The 14,361-nt window shown below is 68.2% G+C and carries 17 protein-coding genes and 1 tRNA gene; 5 read left to right on the top strand and 13 right to left on the bottom strand.

Annotated features, from left to right (window positions below; genetic code table 11):
- Window positions 1-8 precede the first annotated feature (8 nt).
- Both PI246_RS00500 and PI246_RS00495 read left to right on the top strand, forming a co-directional pair.
- Window positions 9-1,391 carry a dihydrolipoamide acetyltransferase family protein gene (locus PI246_RS00500; protein ID WP_320549328.1) on the top strand — a complete coding sequence of 461 codons (1,383 nt, stop codon included), beginning with the start codon at window positions 9-11 and terminating at the stop codon, window positions 1,389-1,391.
- Window positions 1,392-1,562: 171 nt separating this feature from the next.
- A complete protein-coding gene (locus PI246_RS00495; RefSeq protein WP_320549327.1) occupies window positions 1,563-2,027 on the top strand; it encodes a YehS family protein in 465 nt (154 codons plus the stop codon).
- Window positions 2,028-2,171: 144 nt separating this feature from the next.
- On the opposite strand, the gene PI246_RS00490 is transcribed toward PI246_RS00495, so the two are convergent.
- The 8 genes from PI246_RS00490 to PI246_RS00455 form a co-directional block, all read right to left on the bottom strand.
- On the bottom strand, window positions 2,172-2,501 hold the full coding sequence (locus PI246_RS00490; RefSeq protein WP_320549326.1) for a hypothetical protein: 330 nt from the start codon (window positions 2,499-2,501) through the stop codon (window positions 2,172-2,174).
- Between the two features lies 1 nt (window position 2,502).
- Window positions 2,503-3,873: a tryptophan--tRNA ligase gene (locus tag PI246_RS00485; RefSeq protein ID WP_320549325.1), complete on the bottom strand. Its 1,371-nt coding sequence runs from the start codon at window positions 3,871-3,873 to the stop codon at window positions 2,503-2,505.
- A 139-nt stretch (window positions 3,874-4,012) separates the two neighbouring features.
- A complete protein-coding gene (gene rocF, locus PI246_RS00480; RefSeq protein ID WP_320549324.1) occupies window positions 4,013-4,933 on the bottom strand; it encodes an arginase in 921 nt (306 codons plus the stop codon).
- A gap of 9 nt (window positions 4,934-4,942) precedes the next feature.
- Window positions 4,943-5,335: a rhodanese-like domain-containing protein gene (locus tag PI246_RS00475; protein ID WP_320549323.1), complete on the bottom strand. Its 393-nt coding sequence runs from the start codon at window positions 5,333-5,335 to the stop codon at window positions 4,943-4,945.
- Window positions 5,336-5,518: 183 nt separating this feature from the next.
- Window positions 5,519-5,594: transfer RNA gene (locus PI246_RS00470), tRNA-Thr, on the bottom strand.
- Between the two features lie 16 nt (window positions 5,595-5,610).
- The gene (locus PI246_RS00465; protein WP_320549322.1) at window positions 5,611-6,375 is read right to left on the bottom strand and encodes an SPOR domain-containing protein; all 765 of its coding nucleotides are present in this window, start codon (window positions 6,373-6,375) and stop codon (window positions 5,611-5,613) included.
- Between the two features lie 66 nt (window positions 6,376-6,441).
- Window positions 6,442-7,200 carry a type III pantothenate kinase gene (locus PI246_RS00460; protein WP_320549321.1) on the bottom strand — a complete coding sequence of 253 codons (759 nt, stop codon included), beginning with the start codon at window positions 7,198-7,200 and terminating at the stop codon, window positions 6,442-6,444.
- The gene (locus tag PI246_RS00455; protein ID WP_320549320.1) at window positions 7,197-8,180 is read right to left on the bottom strand and encodes a biotin--[acetyl-CoA-carboxylase] ligase; all 984 of its coding nucleotides are present in this window, start codon (window positions 8,178-8,180) and stop codon (window positions 7,197-7,199) included. The genes PI246_RS00460 and PI246_RS00455 overlap by 4 nt, the downstream gene beginning before the upstream one ends.
- 203 nt (window positions 8,181-8,383) lie before the next feature.
- On the opposite strand from PI246_RS00455, the gene PI246_RS00450 reads away from it, so the two are divergent.
- Complete coding sequence (locus tag PI246_RS00450; RefSeq protein ID WP_320549319.1) at window positions 8,384-8,740, top strand: hypothetical protein; 357 nt, start codon at window positions 8,384-8,386, stop codon at window positions 8,738-8,740.
- 19 nt (window positions 8,741-8,759) lie between these two features.
- On the top strand, window positions 8,760-9,530 hold the full coding sequence (locus PI246_RS00445; RefSeq protein WP_320549318.1) for a M90 family metallopeptidase: 771 nt from the start codon (window positions 8,760-8,762) through the stop codon (window positions 9,528-9,530).
- Between the two features lie 139 nt (window positions 9,531-9,669).
- Here PI246_RS00445 and PI246_RS00440 read toward each other — a convergent pair whose 3' ends face one another.
- The 4 genes from PI246_RS00440 to dusA form a co-directional block, all read right to left on the bottom strand.
- On the bottom strand, window positions 9,670-11,055 hold the full coding sequence (locus PI246_RS00440; protein ID WP_320549317.1) for an ATP-binding protein: 1,386 nt from the start codon (window positions 11,053-11,055) through the stop codon (window positions 9,670-9,672).
- A gap of 63 nt (window positions 11,056-11,118) precedes the next feature.
- Window positions 11,119-11,811 carry a response regulator transcription factor gene (locus PI246_RS00435; protein ID WP_144914935.1) on the bottom strand — a complete coding sequence of 231 codons (693 nt, stop codon included), beginning with the start codon at window positions 11,809-11,811 and terminating at the stop codon, window positions 11,119-11,121.
- Window positions 11,811-12,101, bottom strand: coding sequence for a hypothetical protein (locus PI246_RS00430; RefSeq protein WP_320549316.1), 291 nt, complete (start codon window positions 12,099-12,101; stop codon window positions 11,811-11,813). Before PI246_RS00430 ends, PI246_RS00435 begins: the two co-directional genes overlap by 1 nt.
- Window positions 12,102-12,179: 78 nt before the next feature.
- Window positions 12,180-13,160: a tRNA dihydrouridine(20/20a) synthase DusA gene (gene dusA / locus PI246_RS00425; protein WP_320549315.1), complete on the bottom strand. Its 981-nt coding sequence runs from the start codon at window positions 13,158-13,160 to the stop codon at window positions 12,180-12,182.
- Window positions 13,161-13,413: 253 nt separating this feature from the next.
- On the opposite strand from dusA, the gene PI246_RS00420 reads away from it, so the two are divergent.
- Window positions 13,414-13,740 carry a DUF6289 family protein gene (locus tag PI246_RS00420; RefSeq protein ID WP_320549314.1) on the top strand — a complete coding sequence of 109 codons (327 nt, stop codon included), beginning with the start codon at window positions 13,414-13,416 and terminating at the stop codon, window positions 13,738-13,740.
- A gap of 146 nt (window positions 13,741-13,886) precedes the next feature.
- Here the strand turns inward: PI246_RS00420 and PI246_RS00415 are convergent, their stop codons facing one another.
- Window positions 13,887-14,165 carry a hypothetical protein gene (locus tag PI246_RS00415; protein WP_320549313.1) on the bottom strand — a complete coding sequence of 93 codons (279 nt, stop codon included), beginning with the start codon at window positions 14,163-14,165 and terminating at the stop codon, window positions 13,887-13,889.
- Window positions 14,166-14,361 lie beyond the last annotated feature (196 nt).

Below are 14,361 nucleotides of genomic sequence, written 5' to 3'. Positions count from 1 at the left end.
GACACACCATGGCCGACATCAAAACCTTCTACCTGCCCGACCTCGGTGAGGGCCTTCCCGACGCGACCGTCGTGGAATGGCACGTCAAGGAAGGCGACACCATCAAGCTCGACGCCCCGCTGGTGTCGATGGAAACCGCGAAGGCCGTCGTCGACGTGCCCTCGCCCTACTCCGGCACCGTGAAGAAACTGCACGGCGCCGCCGGCGACATCATCGAGACCGGCGCCGCGCTGGCCGATTTCGAGATCGACCCGAACGCGCGCCAGCGCGCCGAAGCCGAGTCCACCGGTCATCACCACGGCCCGAAGAAGGGCGTGGGCAGCCCCGCCGCCGACGACGCCAGCAAGGTCGTCGCGTCCGACGACGGCGGCGAGATCGACCCGCCCAAGGCCGACCGCGAAGACGAAGGTACCGTCGTGGGCGCGATGGTCAGCGGCAATGCCGTGCACACCGAGCAGGTCTCCAGCGCCGGCGGCGTCAAGGCCGTGCCGGCCGTGCGCGCCGCCGCCAAGAAGCTCAAGGTCGACCTCTCCCGCGTGCAGCCGACCGGTGCCGGTGGCGTCATCACCATGCAGGACGTCAAGAACGCCGCCGCCAACGGCAGCGCCATCGCGGGTGCCGCCCCGGCGGCGCGTCCGGCCGCCGCGCAGCACCTGGCCCCGACCCTGCCCGAGCCGGGCCCGGCGCCGCAGCGCACCGCCGTTTCGCTCGCCGGCAAGCCCGTGCGCACCGCCCCTCCGGGCGCGGAGACGATGGGTCAGCCGGAGCAGCTCAAGGGCGTCCGCCGCAACATGGCCCGCGTGATGGCCGAAGCCCACGCCAACGTGGTGCCCACGACCATCGTCGACGACGCCGACCTGCACGCCTGGATCGGCAAGCAGGACATCACCGCGCGCCTGATCCGCGCGATCGTTGCCGCCTGCAAGGCGGTGCCGGCGCTCAACGCGTGGTTCGACGGCAAGAATCTCACCCGCACGCTGCATCCGCACGTGGACATCGGTATCGCGGTCGACACCGACGACGGCCTGTTCGTGCCGGCCCTGCGCAACGCCGACGTGCTCGACGGCGCGGGCATCCGTGCAGCGATCAAGCGCCTGCGCACCTCGGTGGAAGATCGCAGCATCCCGGCCTCGGAGCTCTCCGGCTACACCATCAGCCTGAGCAACTTCGGCATGTTCGCCGGCCGTTACGCCACCCCGGTGGTCGTGCCGCCGACCGTCGCGATCATCGGCGCGGGCAAGCTCAGCCACGACGTGGTCGCCGTGATGGGTGGCATCGAAGTGCATCGCCGCATGCCGCTGTCGCTCACCTTCGACCATCGCGCCGCCACCGGCGGGGAAGCCGCGCGCTTCCTCAAGGCGATGATCGACGACCTGGGTCTGCCGCAGTAAGAAAGGATTCCCCCACGTGCCCGTCGCACGTGGGGGAACCGTCGCATCGGCGGAAGGGGTGTGCCCAAGGCGAGGCAGCCGGTGCTATCGCCGGGTCGCAAGACTGTGACCGCAGGCACGGACCTGCACCGGTGCGACGTCACGGAGAGGCCGCGGTGTATCCTTTCCGCCATGCTCAATAACGACACCCTCCGTAGCATTCGCTACATGCTCGACCTCGGCGACGTGCACGTCGTCGACATCCTCGGCCTCACTGGCTTGAAGACCACCCGCGACGAGGTGGCCGCGTGGCTCGCGAAAGACGACGAGCCCGGCTTCGCGCCCATGTCCGACGCGGTGATGGCGCATTTCCTGGACGGCCTGATCGTGCATCGTCGTGGCCGCGACGAGAGCCAGCCGCCGCGGCCGGTCGAGACGCGAATCAACAACAACGTCGTGCTGAAGAAACTCCGCGTCGCCTTCGAGCTGAAGGAAGACGACATCCTGGCGATCATGCAGGAGGCGGGCTTTCGCGTATCCAAGGGCGAGATCAACGCCCTCTTCCGCCAGCCCAGGCACAGCAACTACCGCGCCTGCGGCGATCAGTTCCTGCGTAACTTCCTCAAAGGCCTGACGGCGCGCCTGCGCGGTCGGTGAGGCGGCCGGCATGGCTCCGAGGATGGCCATGGCCGCGTTCGCCTGAGCCATCCTGAGGATTCGCGGATAGGATCCCCTCCCATTCGACGCAGGCAAGCGCGGGTTCCGATCTCCCACCGACCGAAGGAGCGGGACCCGATCGCCTTACCGGCCGAAGCGGCGACGCCAGACAACCCAGCGCACGATCAGCGCCAGCGCCAGCACCACGAGAAACGCGCCATACCCGTAAAGCGCCGGCACCACCTGCTGCCAGATCGCACCGCTTTTCGGCCCGAAGGCGTCCGCCGCAGGCAGCGCCACCGCGTCATACCCCAGCAGCGCGGCCTGCACCGACGCCACCACGGCGCCGATCAACGCCAGGACGTCGAAGCCCCGGCGCGCCAGTGTCCTGGGCAACGTCTTCGGATAGGCCCAATAGGCCCAGCCCAGCACCACGAGCCAGGGGCCCAGCAGCAACAGGGCGAGGTAGCGCACGTCAGGCGTCCTGGGCGGCCGCCAGGTCGGCGAGTGCGCCGCGCAGGCGCATCACCGCCGCCGCGCGCGCAACGTCGTCCGGATAGCGCGCTCCGCGCGCGACGATCTCGCCGTCCGCGCGCATCACCACGTGATCGTCGAGCGACTCGATGACGGCGGCACCGCCGCCCATCGTCGACAGGCGCTGGCGCAACGCGCCGGCCGCCTTGGGATCCGCGAACGGTTCGGACAGCAGCAACTCTTCGCCGTCGGCCGCGAAGAGGCGAAAGCGGAACCGACCGTCGTCATCGCGGAAGCTGGCGAACCGCGGCGGCTTCGCCTTGGTGGCGATGACGGCGGCGACCGACTCGGCCTTGGCCTGAGGGCGGTAGCTGCGCAGGCCCACGGCCTCGCGCAACGTCTCCAGCAACGGCGCCGCGATGGCGCGCGCCTTCGCCGCGCCGGTATGCAGGATGTCTTCCATGTCGTCCGGACGAGCCATCAGCGCGTCGTAACGCTCGCGCATGGGTGCGATCTCGGATTCCAGCCGCTCGAACAGCACCTGCTTGGCCTCGCCCCAGCCGATGCCGCCGCGTAGCGCATCGGCGAAGGCCGCGGTTTCGGCCGGTGTCGCGAAGGCCTTGAAGATCGTGAAGAGCGCGGCGTCGTCGGTGTCCTTGGGCTCACCCGGCGCGCGCGAATCGGTGACGATTTTCATGATCGTCTCGCGCAACGCTTTCGCCCCACCCTCGAACAACGGGATGGTGTTGTCGTAGCTCTTGGACATCTTGCGCCCATCGAGGCCCGGCAGCGTGGCCACCTGCTCCTCAATGTGCGCCTCGGGCATCACGAAGAACTCGCGGCCATAGGTGTGGTTGAAGCGCTGGGCGATGTCGCGCGCCATCTCGATGTGCTGGATCTGGTCGCGCCCCACGGGCACCTTGTTGGCATTGAACGCCAGGATGTCGGCCGCCATCAGCACCGGATACATGTAGAGGCCCGCGGTGACGCCGGCATCGGGGTCTTCGTGGATCTCCAGGTTGCGATCGACGGCCGCCTTGTAGGCGTGGGCCCGATTGAGCAGGCCCTTGGCGGTGACGCAGGTCAGCAGCCACATCAACTCCGGCACCTCGGGGATGTCCGACTGCCGGTAGAACGTGGCGGTGTTCGGATCGAGCCCGCCGGCCAGCCAGGTGGCCGTGATCTGCAGGCGCGACGCCTCGACGCGGGCCGCGTCGTCGCTCTTGATCAGGGCGTGGTAGTCGGCCATGAAATAAAAGGCATCGACCTGGGGATCCTTGCTGGCCAGGATGGCCGGGCGGATCGCACCGACGTAGTTGCCGAGGTGCGGCGTACCGGTGGTGGTGATGCCGGTGAGGACACGGGTGTGCATGGGAACCTGGGCGTGCTGACGGGTAACCGGTCGAGTGTAGCCCGCGTGAGGGTGCGGGAGCGACCCGGGGGTGTGACGAGGGTCCCGGCGGCCCCGCGTCATCCCCCTGTCGGTTTTCGCGCGCAGGGCGCGCGACCGGTCAACGCATCAGGGTGGACTTGCCGAAAAGCGATTCCACCAGCTCCACGGCGAGCTTGGCGGTCTGGTTGCGCTTGTCGTAGGCCGGATTCAGTTCGACGATGTCGAGCGAGCCGACCCGGCCGGTGTCGGCGATCATCTCCATCACCAGCTGGGCCTCACGATAGTTCGGGCCGCCACGCACGGTGGTGCCCACGCCGGGGGCGATCGACGGGTCGAGGAAGTCCACGTCGAAGCTGACGTGCAGGTGGGTGTCCTCGTCGACACCCGCCAGGGCCTCTTCCATGGCCGCCTTGATGCCGATCTCGTCGATGTAGCGCATATCGTAGATATCGACGCCGACTTCATGCACGAGGCGCTTTTCGCCCTCGTCCACCGAACGGATACCGATCTGGCGGAAGACGTCCGGCGTGGTCGCGGGCACGTGGCCGCCGATGTGGGTCAGCACGTCCGGGCCGTGACCGCACAGGCAGGCGACCGGCATGCCGTGGATGTTGCCCGAGGGCGTGATGGCACTGGTGTTGAAGTCCGCGTGGGCATCGAGCCACAGCACGCGCAGCTTCTTGCCGCTCTCCCGGCAATGCCGCGCCACCGCCGAAATCGAGCCGATGGCCAGGCAATGGTCGCCACCGAGCATGATCGGCAGGTGCCCATGGGCGAGTTCGGCGTGAATCGCCTCGTGCACCGAGGTGTTCCACGCGACCGCCGCGTCGAGATGACGGTAGCCGTCCTTCGGCGGTTGCCACGGGTTGAGCGGCCCGACGAGATTGCCGCGGTCGACCACGTGCATGCCGCGCGCGGTCAGGCGCTCGGCGAGTTTCGCCACGCGCAGGGCCTCCGGGCCCATGGAGCTGCCGCGATGACCGGCGCCGATATCGGTAGGGACGCCCACGAGGGCGACCGAGCGGGTGGTAGGACTCATGGATAGGACTCAGGGTGAGGGATGTTCCGCGACCAGCGGCCGGCCATCGGCGCGCCAGCCATCGGCGCTGCCGTCGAGCAGGCGCACGCGGGTGTAACCCAGGGATTGCAGGGTATCGCGAGCCCGCGCGGCACGCTTGCCCGACTTGCAGTAAACGACCACCTCGCGGTCGCGCGGTATGTCCAGCACGCCGTGGCGGGCGGCGACCTCGTCGACCGGCAGGTTCAACGCACCGGCCAGGTGGCCCTGGGCGTATTCCGTCGGCGTTCGCACGTCGAGCAACAACGGCGCCTGCCGCGAGGCCATGCGCGCGGCGAGGGCCTCGCGGGACACGTCCTGCGCCCCCGTGCAGAGCGGCAGGCCGAGCAGGACGAACGACAGCAGAGCGTAGAGCCGGGTCATCCGGTCAGTTTACACCGCCCCTGGAAACGGCCACGTTGCAGTGCCGCAGTGGCGTGTCCTCCACGGATGCGGACGCTTGCTTCAACGAAAGGCCGGACCGATGCGCCAACCCGCCTCGAAGACGCGACCGTGGAACCGTTCGTGTTCGATCGGTGTATATGCGCTTGGCGGTCGCGCGGGGGTTGGTGCCGACACCCGGATTCGAACTGGGGACCTACCGCTTACAAGGCGGTTGCTCTACCAACTGAGCTATGCCGGCGAAGGCGGGGAGTCTATCAGAAGCAGCCCGTGGTTCGGGTCGTGATACCCGGGGCGCGCACGGCGCGGCGGACGTCGGCACCGCTGTCTTCGGGCACCACCACGTCGAGCCACCAGACCGGCACGGTTTCCGTGCGTTCGCTCATGCGCGCGGGGAAGCCCGCGGCCACCACCTCGTCGCGGCGCTTGCGCGCGTTGGCGGGGTCGTGGAACAGGCCCAGCGACACCGAGTTGGGCAGGTCGCCCTGGGCACCGACCACGAAGTAATCCTTGATGCCCTTGGCCTCCAGCCGGCGGGCCTGGGCCACGGCCTGGTCGCGGCTGGCCTGCGACGGCAGGTAGACGCGCCAGCCGTGCGACTCGGTGGTCTGCTCCTGGCGCTGGCGGGCGCGCACCGTGCGGGATGCCAGTGCCGTGCGCGCCGCGCGCAGGTCGACCTGGCTGGCGAACGGTCCGACCGCCAGGCAGCGGTAGCTGCGTTGCGGCGGCGGCGGCGTGGGAGCCGGCGGTGGGGTGGGCGTGCTCGCGGGACGGGCGGGCGTCGCCGGCGTGACCGCGGCGACCTTGGCCGACGCGCTGGCGGACGGCGCCACGGCCGGCGCAGACGCGGCCGGTGCCGGCGCCGTGGTGGCGTGGGCGGGCAGCTCGGCAAGCAGCTTCAGCGCGGGCACGCCTTTGTCGACGGGGTCGACCGCGTGCGTGCCCGTGTCGCCGAGCAGCAGCCAGGCGGCCACGGCGATGTTGAGCGCGATGAGCAGAACGAACAGCAAACGCAGCAGCATGGGGGCCTTGGATCGTCCGGAAGGGCCTGCGCGCGTTCCCCTGTAAGAACCGGCAGCGACCGGATTCTAGGAGAAATCGTCCGTCTGCGGCTGCGACCGCGCCCACACGGCCAACCCACGCAGCACCGCGTCGGGCACGGGGACGACCCGGTGCTCGAGCAGGGGCGCCAGCACGTCGGCGTCGCCACCGCCCAGGGTCACGGTCGGCGCGCCACCGAGCATGGGCGCCGAGCGGGTGGCAAAGCGGTCGATGAGCGCGGCCGAAGCCTGCCAGCACCCGGACGCCAGGCCGTCGGCGGTGTTGTCGGCGAGGTCGCGCACGGCACCGGGATGGTCCGGCCGCACCTGGGCGGTGGCGCCGAGGATCGACTGCTGCATCAACACCGGACCCGGCGCGATCCAGCCCCCGAGGTGGTGCCCGTTCGCATCGAGGGCGTCGAGCGTCAGTGCCGTGCCCACGCTCGCCAGCACGCAGGGCGCGCGTCCTTCCGCCCGGGCATCGACCATGGCGAGGAAGCGATCGATGCCGAGCCGGTGGGGCTCCGCATAGGCATTGGTGACGCCGCAGGCGCGCGCGGGCGTGCGGACCCAGCACGGCGCCATGCCAAAGGCGCGTTCCGCCGCCGCCGAGACGGCGCGCTCGCGCGCGGCATCGACGACAGAGGCGCCGACGATACGGGTGGGCCGGGGTCCGTCCGCCCACCGCCGGGCCAGTTCGCCGGCGATGTCGGCATCCCACGCGAACGCACCACGATGGATAAGGGCACCGTCGTCACACATCGCAAATTTGAGCCGGGTGTTGCCCAGGTCGAGCAGGAGGATCATGCGGCCCCGCTCCGGCGCACCGAGACCTCGGCGCTGTCGACCGTGACCTGGCTGCCGTCGGCGCGACGCACGCGCAGGGCGCCCCGGGCATCCACGCCCTCGCCCACGGCCTCGTATTCGCCGCGTGGATCGAGGATGCGCAGCGACTGGCCGCGCAGAAGGTCGTGGGCGGCGTATTCCTGTGCGAACGCGGCGAACCCGTGGCGCTCGAAGGTGAGCAGGCCCTCGGTCAGCGCGGCCACCACGGCGGCGGCGGCCCGGTTGCGATCGGGCGGCAAGCCGCCGGTCAACTCGGCCAGGTCGGTCACCGGCTGGCCCGCGCGCTCATGCACGCTGTCCGGCAAGCGGATGTTGAGGCCCACCCCGATCACGGCGGCGCATGGGCCGGAATATTCCCCGGAGAGTTCCACCAGGATGCCGGCGAGCTTCGCGTTGCCGGCGAGCACGTCGTTGGGCCATTTGAGCCCGGCGGTGCGGATGCCGAGGTCGTCGAGCGCGCGCATGAGCATCACACCCACGGCCAGCGACAGCCCCGAGAGCGATGCGAAGCCCGCGTGGAAACGCTTGAGGACCGAAAGGTAAAGGTTCATGCCCGGCGGCGACAGCCAGGGGCGGCCGCGCCGACCGCGCCCGGCCGACTGCGTTTCGGCCATCACGAACGCGAGGTCGTCGAGCACGGGATGCTGCCGTGCCAGTTCGCTGGACGTGGAATCGATCTCCCAGTGCACGTCGAGCATACCCAGGGACGAGGACACGCCCGCCGGCAGGTGTTCGCGAATGCGGTCGGCCTCGAGCAACTGGATCGGCCATGGGAGACGATACCCGCCGCCCACCTTCGCCTCGACCGGCAGGCCCTTCAGGCGCAATGTCTCGATCTGTTTCCAGACGGCGGCACGGGTCACCCCGGCGTGGCGGGCGAGCATGGCGCCGGACACGGGCTCACCGCCGGCCAGGGCTTGCAGGAGATGGCGTGCGAGCATGGATGCCGGAGTTACCCGTCAGGCGGCCGCGGCCGGGAAGGAGGGGGAGCGGGACATCCGTCCATTCTAGGGCAGCGGCGGCCTTTTCGCCCGGCGGCGGTCCGGGGCCAGGTCCCACCCTCCTCCAGCACTGGCACCGGCGTGACAATTCTGCGAGGATCGGACGTCGCCCGACGCATACCGTCAGGCCATGGGGTAAACCGATGAACGCCAGACCCTACATCTTCGGATGTCTGTGCCTCGTCGGTGCCAACGGCACCGCCGCCGCTTCCGACATCGACTTCACCCGTCTGCTCATCGTGGGCGGCGGTGCGACGACGTCGTCGTCGTTCGAAGGCGGCGGCTCGGCACGGGACGCGTCCTCCGGCGGGCGGGATCCGTCGGGCGGCGATGGCATGCCCTCCACGTCATCCCGCCGCGCCACGGCGCCCTCGCACGGTGGCGGTTCGTCCTCGCCGTCTTCGCCGGCGGGCATTGGCGACGGCCCCCGTGACGACGCGGCACCCTCGCGCACGGCCTCGCCCAGCTGGCAGTCGCTGCTGCCGGGCTCGATGCTCTGAACCGTTCCGGCGGTCGTTCTTGGGCCTGATCGATTCCCTGCTCGCGCGCTTTCGCGCGCCCGCGCCGCCGATCGACGATGCCCTCTGGCGGCATGCGCTCGAGCGTGTGCCGCTGGCCCGCGCCCTGGACGAGCCGCGCCGCCTTTATCTCCGTCGCCTGGCCGGCGATTTCCTGCACACCAAGCGGTTCCACGCCATGGGCGGTGCGGAGCTCGACGACGTCTGGCGCCTGGCGATCGCGATGCAGGCCAGCCTGCCCGCCCTGCCCCATGGGCCGGCAGCGTTTCGGGGCTGGACGAACATCCTCGTCTACCCCGGCGAATTCAACGTGCGTCGCAGCCATTACGACGCGCGCAGCGGCGTGGTGACCGACAGCGAAGACACGCTGATCGGCGAGGCGTGGGATCGCGGTCCGATGGTGCTCTCGCTGGCCGACGTGGCGCTCGACCTCGAGGCGCCGTGGGACGGCTTCAACGTGGTCGTGCACGAAATGGCCCACAAACTCGACATGCTGGCCGGCGCGGCCAACGGCGTACCGCCGCTGCCTCGATCAATGAACCGGCGCGAGTGGATCCAGACGATGCAGGCGGCGTTCGATGCGCTCGTCAAAGCGGTGGAGCGAGGCCGGTCGACCCTGATCGATCCGTATGCCGCGGAAGCGCCGGAAGAGTTTTTCGCGGTGACGAGCGAGATGCATTTTTCGACGCCGCGGACGTTGCGCGACGCGGCACCGAAGGTCGCCGCGCTGCTCGACGCGTTTTATGGCCCACCACCGATACCGGCCGGTTGAGGCGGTAGCCTCGCAGAGGCTTGGGAAAGGTAACGCGGTGACCTCGCACGATCACCCCGCGGCCTCACTCGCCCGACCCTGGCCTGAGGGTTCGCGGATACGATCCGCTCCCACCAAGGCGCGCTCCAACGGATGCCGCTTAGCCGGGGGGCAGCACCACGCGGAAACGCGCGCCGCCGAGTTCTTCGGAATGGTCCACGTGCAGTTCGCCCTGGTAGGCGTTGACGATGTCCTGCACGATCGACAGGCCGATGCCGTGGCCCTGCACGCGTTCGTCGCCGCGTACACCACGCTGGAGCACCTTCTCGATCTTGTCGTCGGCGATACCGGGGCCGTCGTCTTCGACGATGAACTCCAGCCCGTTGCGGCCCTTGCCCTTGCCCGTGCTGCGCACGGTGAGCAGCACCCTGTGCGAGGCCCACTTGAACGCGTTTTCGACGAGGTTGCCCATCAGCTCCAGCAGGTCGCCCTGCTCGCCCGGGAAGGACACGCCATCCTCGAGTTCGAACTCACATAGCACGTTCTTCGCGGCGTAGACCTTCTCCAGGCTCTGCACCAGGTCTTCGGCGTGCCCCGCGATGGGCTCTTCGGAGGCGATCGTGCGCCGTCCCGACGTCGCCGCGCGCGAGAGCTGGTAGGCCACGATCTCGTCCATCTTGCGCACCTGGTCGAGGATGTCGTTGCGCAGCGTCTGCGCGTCGGCATGGGTTTCCAGCTGCGAGCGCACCACCGCCAGGGGCGTCTTGAGGCTGTGCGCCAGGTCGGCCAGCGTGTCGCGGTAGCGCGTGCGCTGTTCACGCTCGCTATCGATGAAGGCGTTGAGCCGGCGGGTGAGCACGTTCAGCTCGATCGGGTAAGGCCCGTCGAGGTGGTCCCGCGATCCGCGCTCGATATGGGCCAGGTCGCTCGACACCCGGCGCAGTGGCAGCAGGCTCCATCGCAGCAGGAACAACTGCAGCAGCATGAGCATCATCCCCAGCATCGCCAGCCAGAGGAACTGCGTGCGGCGGTAGGTCGCCACCAGCCGCTCGAACTGGTCTTCGGTCTGCGCCACCACGAAGGTCAACGGCACGCTGCGCCGCTCGGTGCTGTCCAGCGACACGCCGTAGCTGAACACATAGAGCTTTCCGCTGCGCGTCTCCACCGGCTCGAACGAGGTACGGCCCGGGGGCAACGTGCGGATGAAGTCGAAGTCACGACCCAGCGCCGACGACGACTGCCAATGGAAGCCGTCGTCACCGACGATGATGGCGTAGAGCCCGGAGCCCAGCCGCGAAAAGTCGGGGCTGGGCTGGGTGTCCGGCACCGTGACCTTGCCCGCACGCGTGATGTCCGTGCCGGTGATGTAGGCGATGGCGTAGTTGTGCAGGCGATCGTGCATCGCCGACAGCTCGGACGCGTAGTTGGCCTTGTTCTGCGCCAGCCCCGTCAGGCCAAGGAAAGCCGCCAGCGCGAAGCCCGTGGCGAGGGCGGCACGGGCGGCCAGCGAGAGGGGGCGGCGTTTGGTGGGCGAAGCGGTGTCCATTGCCTCGAACTTACCGCGTCCAGCTTAACGGCGTCGTACGCCGGGTCGCCGGACGGGGCGATGTCAGTCCTCGTCCGCCTCGTTGCGCGGGATGGCAAACCGGTAGCCGCGACCGCGAACGGTCTCGATCGGCTTGAGCGTGCTTTCCGGATCGAGCTTGCGGCGCAGGCGACCGATGAAGACTTCGAGCACGTTCGAATCGCGGTCGAAATCCTGCTGATAGATGTGCTCGGTGAGGTCGGCCTTGGAGACCAGCTCGCCCGCATGCAGCATCAAGTATTCCAGCACCTTGTATTCGTAGCTGGTGAGATCAACCTGGCGACCCTCGACGGTCACCGTCTGCGCGGTGGTGTCGAGCTTGATCGGGCCGCAGGCCAGCACCGGCTTGGACCAGCCACTGGCGCGACGCACCAGGGCATTGATGCGGGCGAGCAGTTCTTCCACGTGGAAGGGCTTCACCAGATAATCGTCGGCGCCGTGCTTGAGGCCTTCGACCTTGTCCTGCCAGCTGCCGCGGGCGGTGAGGATCAGGATCGGGTAGCGCTGGCCGTGCTCGCGCAGGGCCTTGACCAGGTCCATACCCGACAGCTTGGGCAAGCCCAGGTCGATGATCGCGAGGTCGAACGGCACTTCGCGACCCAGGTAAAGGCCTTCTTCGCCATCCTGGGCGGCATCGACGGCGAAACCGTCGCGCTTCAGGCGCGCGGCGAGGGTCTCGCGCAGCGGTGCCTCGTCCTCAACGAGCAGGATACGCATCAATGTCTCTCCTTGTTGTCCCCGGCACTGAAGTCCAGGGGCTTGGCGGTTTCTGTGCGCACTGGCACGACCTTTACGTGGCCGTCCAGGGTCAGCACCTTCACCCGGTATTCGGTGATCCGGCCGCGCTCGACGAGCCGCGTATCCGCCGACAGCACCATTCCCCCGGTCTCCTTCTGCACCTTGCTCACCGCTTGCTCCAGGGTCATGGACGACGTCTGGAAAGCGGGGGCGGCGAAGGGTGCGGCAAGGCAGAGCGCGAAAATTAACGGACGGAACGTGATTTTCATGTCTGGCACGGACTGCGGCTTACATGCGGCAATTCCGCCGATCATGCCCAGCCCCGCCCCGCCCGAAGCTGAACGGATTCAGGCTGCCTGCCGAAAGGGTGCCAGGGCCGATGCGATGAGGGACCAGTCCGCCCCGGGCAGGTGGGCGCCCTCGGAAAGCAGCCGGCGGAAGCCCCGCGCGCCCTGCTCGCCCTGGAACAACCCAAGGATGTGGCGGGTGATGTGCTTGAGCTGGGTGCCGCGGGCCAGTTCGGCCTCCACGTAGATACGCATGCGCTCGAGCACCTCGCGCCGGCCCGGCAGGGGCGTGCCGTAGAGGTCGGCCTCGAGTTGGGCGAGCACGTAGGGATCGTGGTACGCGGCACGCCCCAGCATGACCCCGTCCACGTGGGCAAGGTGAGCGCGAACGGACTCCACCGTGGTGATGCCGCCGTTGATCACGATGGTCAGTTCGGGAAACTCGCGCTTGAGGCGGTAGACCCGGTCGTAGTCCAGCGGCGGGATCTCACGGTTTTCCTTCGGGCTCAGTCCCTGCAACCACGCCTTGCGCGCGTGCACCACCAGGGAGCGCACCCCGGCCTCGACCATCGCCTCGGTGAAACGCTGCAGGTCGGCGTAGGCGTCCTGGTCGTCGACCCCGATCCGGCACTTCACCGTCACCGGTACGTCGACCGCACCCGCCATCGCCCGCACGCATTCGCCGACCAGGGCGGGCTCCCGCATCAGGCACGCGCCGAAACGCCCCGACTGCACGCGGTCGGATGGGCAACCCACATTGAGGTTGATCTCGTCATACCCCGCCCGCGCGCCCATCGCCGCAGCCGTCGCCAGCTCCGCCGGATCGCTGCCGCCAAGCTGAAGCGCCACGGGATGTTCCTCGTGGCTATGTTCGAGCAGGCGCACCTGCCCACCCCGCACCAGCGCCGCGCTGGTCACCATTTCGGTGTAGAGGCGGGCATGGGGCGACAGCAGCCGGTGGAAATAGCGGCAGTGGCGGTCGGTCCAGTCGAGCATGGGCGCGACGGTGAGACGGAAGTCGGAGGGTGCCGTGGGTTGCATGGGCCTATTTTAGCCACCCTCAGGCGTCACGCCGAAACCGAGACCTTGAATCGCATGCCGCGTGCCGGGGGAGGCCACGTCGACGGTGCCCGTGCCGTTTCCTTGGACGCTTTTCGGCAACGTTTGTCAGTATTCCCTCATATCTCGTAAGAAAACACTGACTTGCCACAACGGCATTACCTTACATCGGTGATTTCCGACCGCTGCTAACGTCGATCAGGCACGGTCTTCGTGCTTACTGAAGGGGTACCCGATGACGACGACGTTGAAGTCCTCCGCGATGGTGGCAGTGCTTGTTGGCGTTGGCGGTCTGATGGGGAGCGGTGCGGCGATGGCCACTCGCCCAGGTGGCACGTACGTAAACAACACCTATTATTCAGACGCCACGAAGACGCAAATCGTCGGCGTGCGGAATTACGACTGCGCCGGGCGACTGACTCAGTGGGGCACCCAGACCAACTACCAGTCGTTCAACGGTGGCGAGTGCGATGCGGGCGCGCCTGGCGCGCAGCTGGACCCCATTGAGATCATCAAGGTCTGCCCGGTGACTTACGATCCCTACCCGGTTGTCACTTGTTGATCGACGTCGCTTCCGGATGGGCGCGAGGGCGCGCCCATCCTCACAGCTCAAACATGCGCCGCCCTCGGTCGGCGGATCGCCGTCCGGCCCGCCAGGCCAGCGCGCGAGGGTGAGACAGACGTTGCAGGTGCCAAGGTTTGCAAAAGCTAGCCTACCACCGGCTTTTCCCGCCGCTGTGCCATACGTAAATAGAACGCCATCACGCCAAGGCTTGCGCTGCTTCCCGTAGCCATCCAGAACATATAGACGAAGACCATGGGTCTTTGGCATCGAACAAGACTGGCATCGAGGGAAAACGCCCCTTCACACGCGGCGTACGATAGCGAGAACCCGCTCATTGCAGATACCCATGAGAAGGTCGCGGCAACGGCGAAGCATGCCGCCCCGAGAACCAACCACCCCTCAATCCATCGACGTTTTTTCATAGCGTTCCTTACGCCAGCGCTGTTCACCATCGCGATACGCATAACGGTATCGATCCAAGACGTCATAACGTGCCGTTAGGTCGGGACGTTGCCGTCGCCGCTTGCCAGGCAACCGAAGTCTTCAGGCTTCATCGGCTTCAATGTCGGTTCGAGCTTTCTGACGTAAAGACGATCGTTTGGCTCACGACGGCGCCGG

It is taken from the genome of Luteibacter sahnii, assembly GCF_034063545.1.
GTDB lineage: Bacteria > Pseudomonadota > Gammaproteobacteria > Xanthomonadales > Rhodanobacteraceae > Luteibacter > Luteibacter sahnii.
This window is presented reverse-complemented; position numbering and strand designations above follow the sequence as displayed.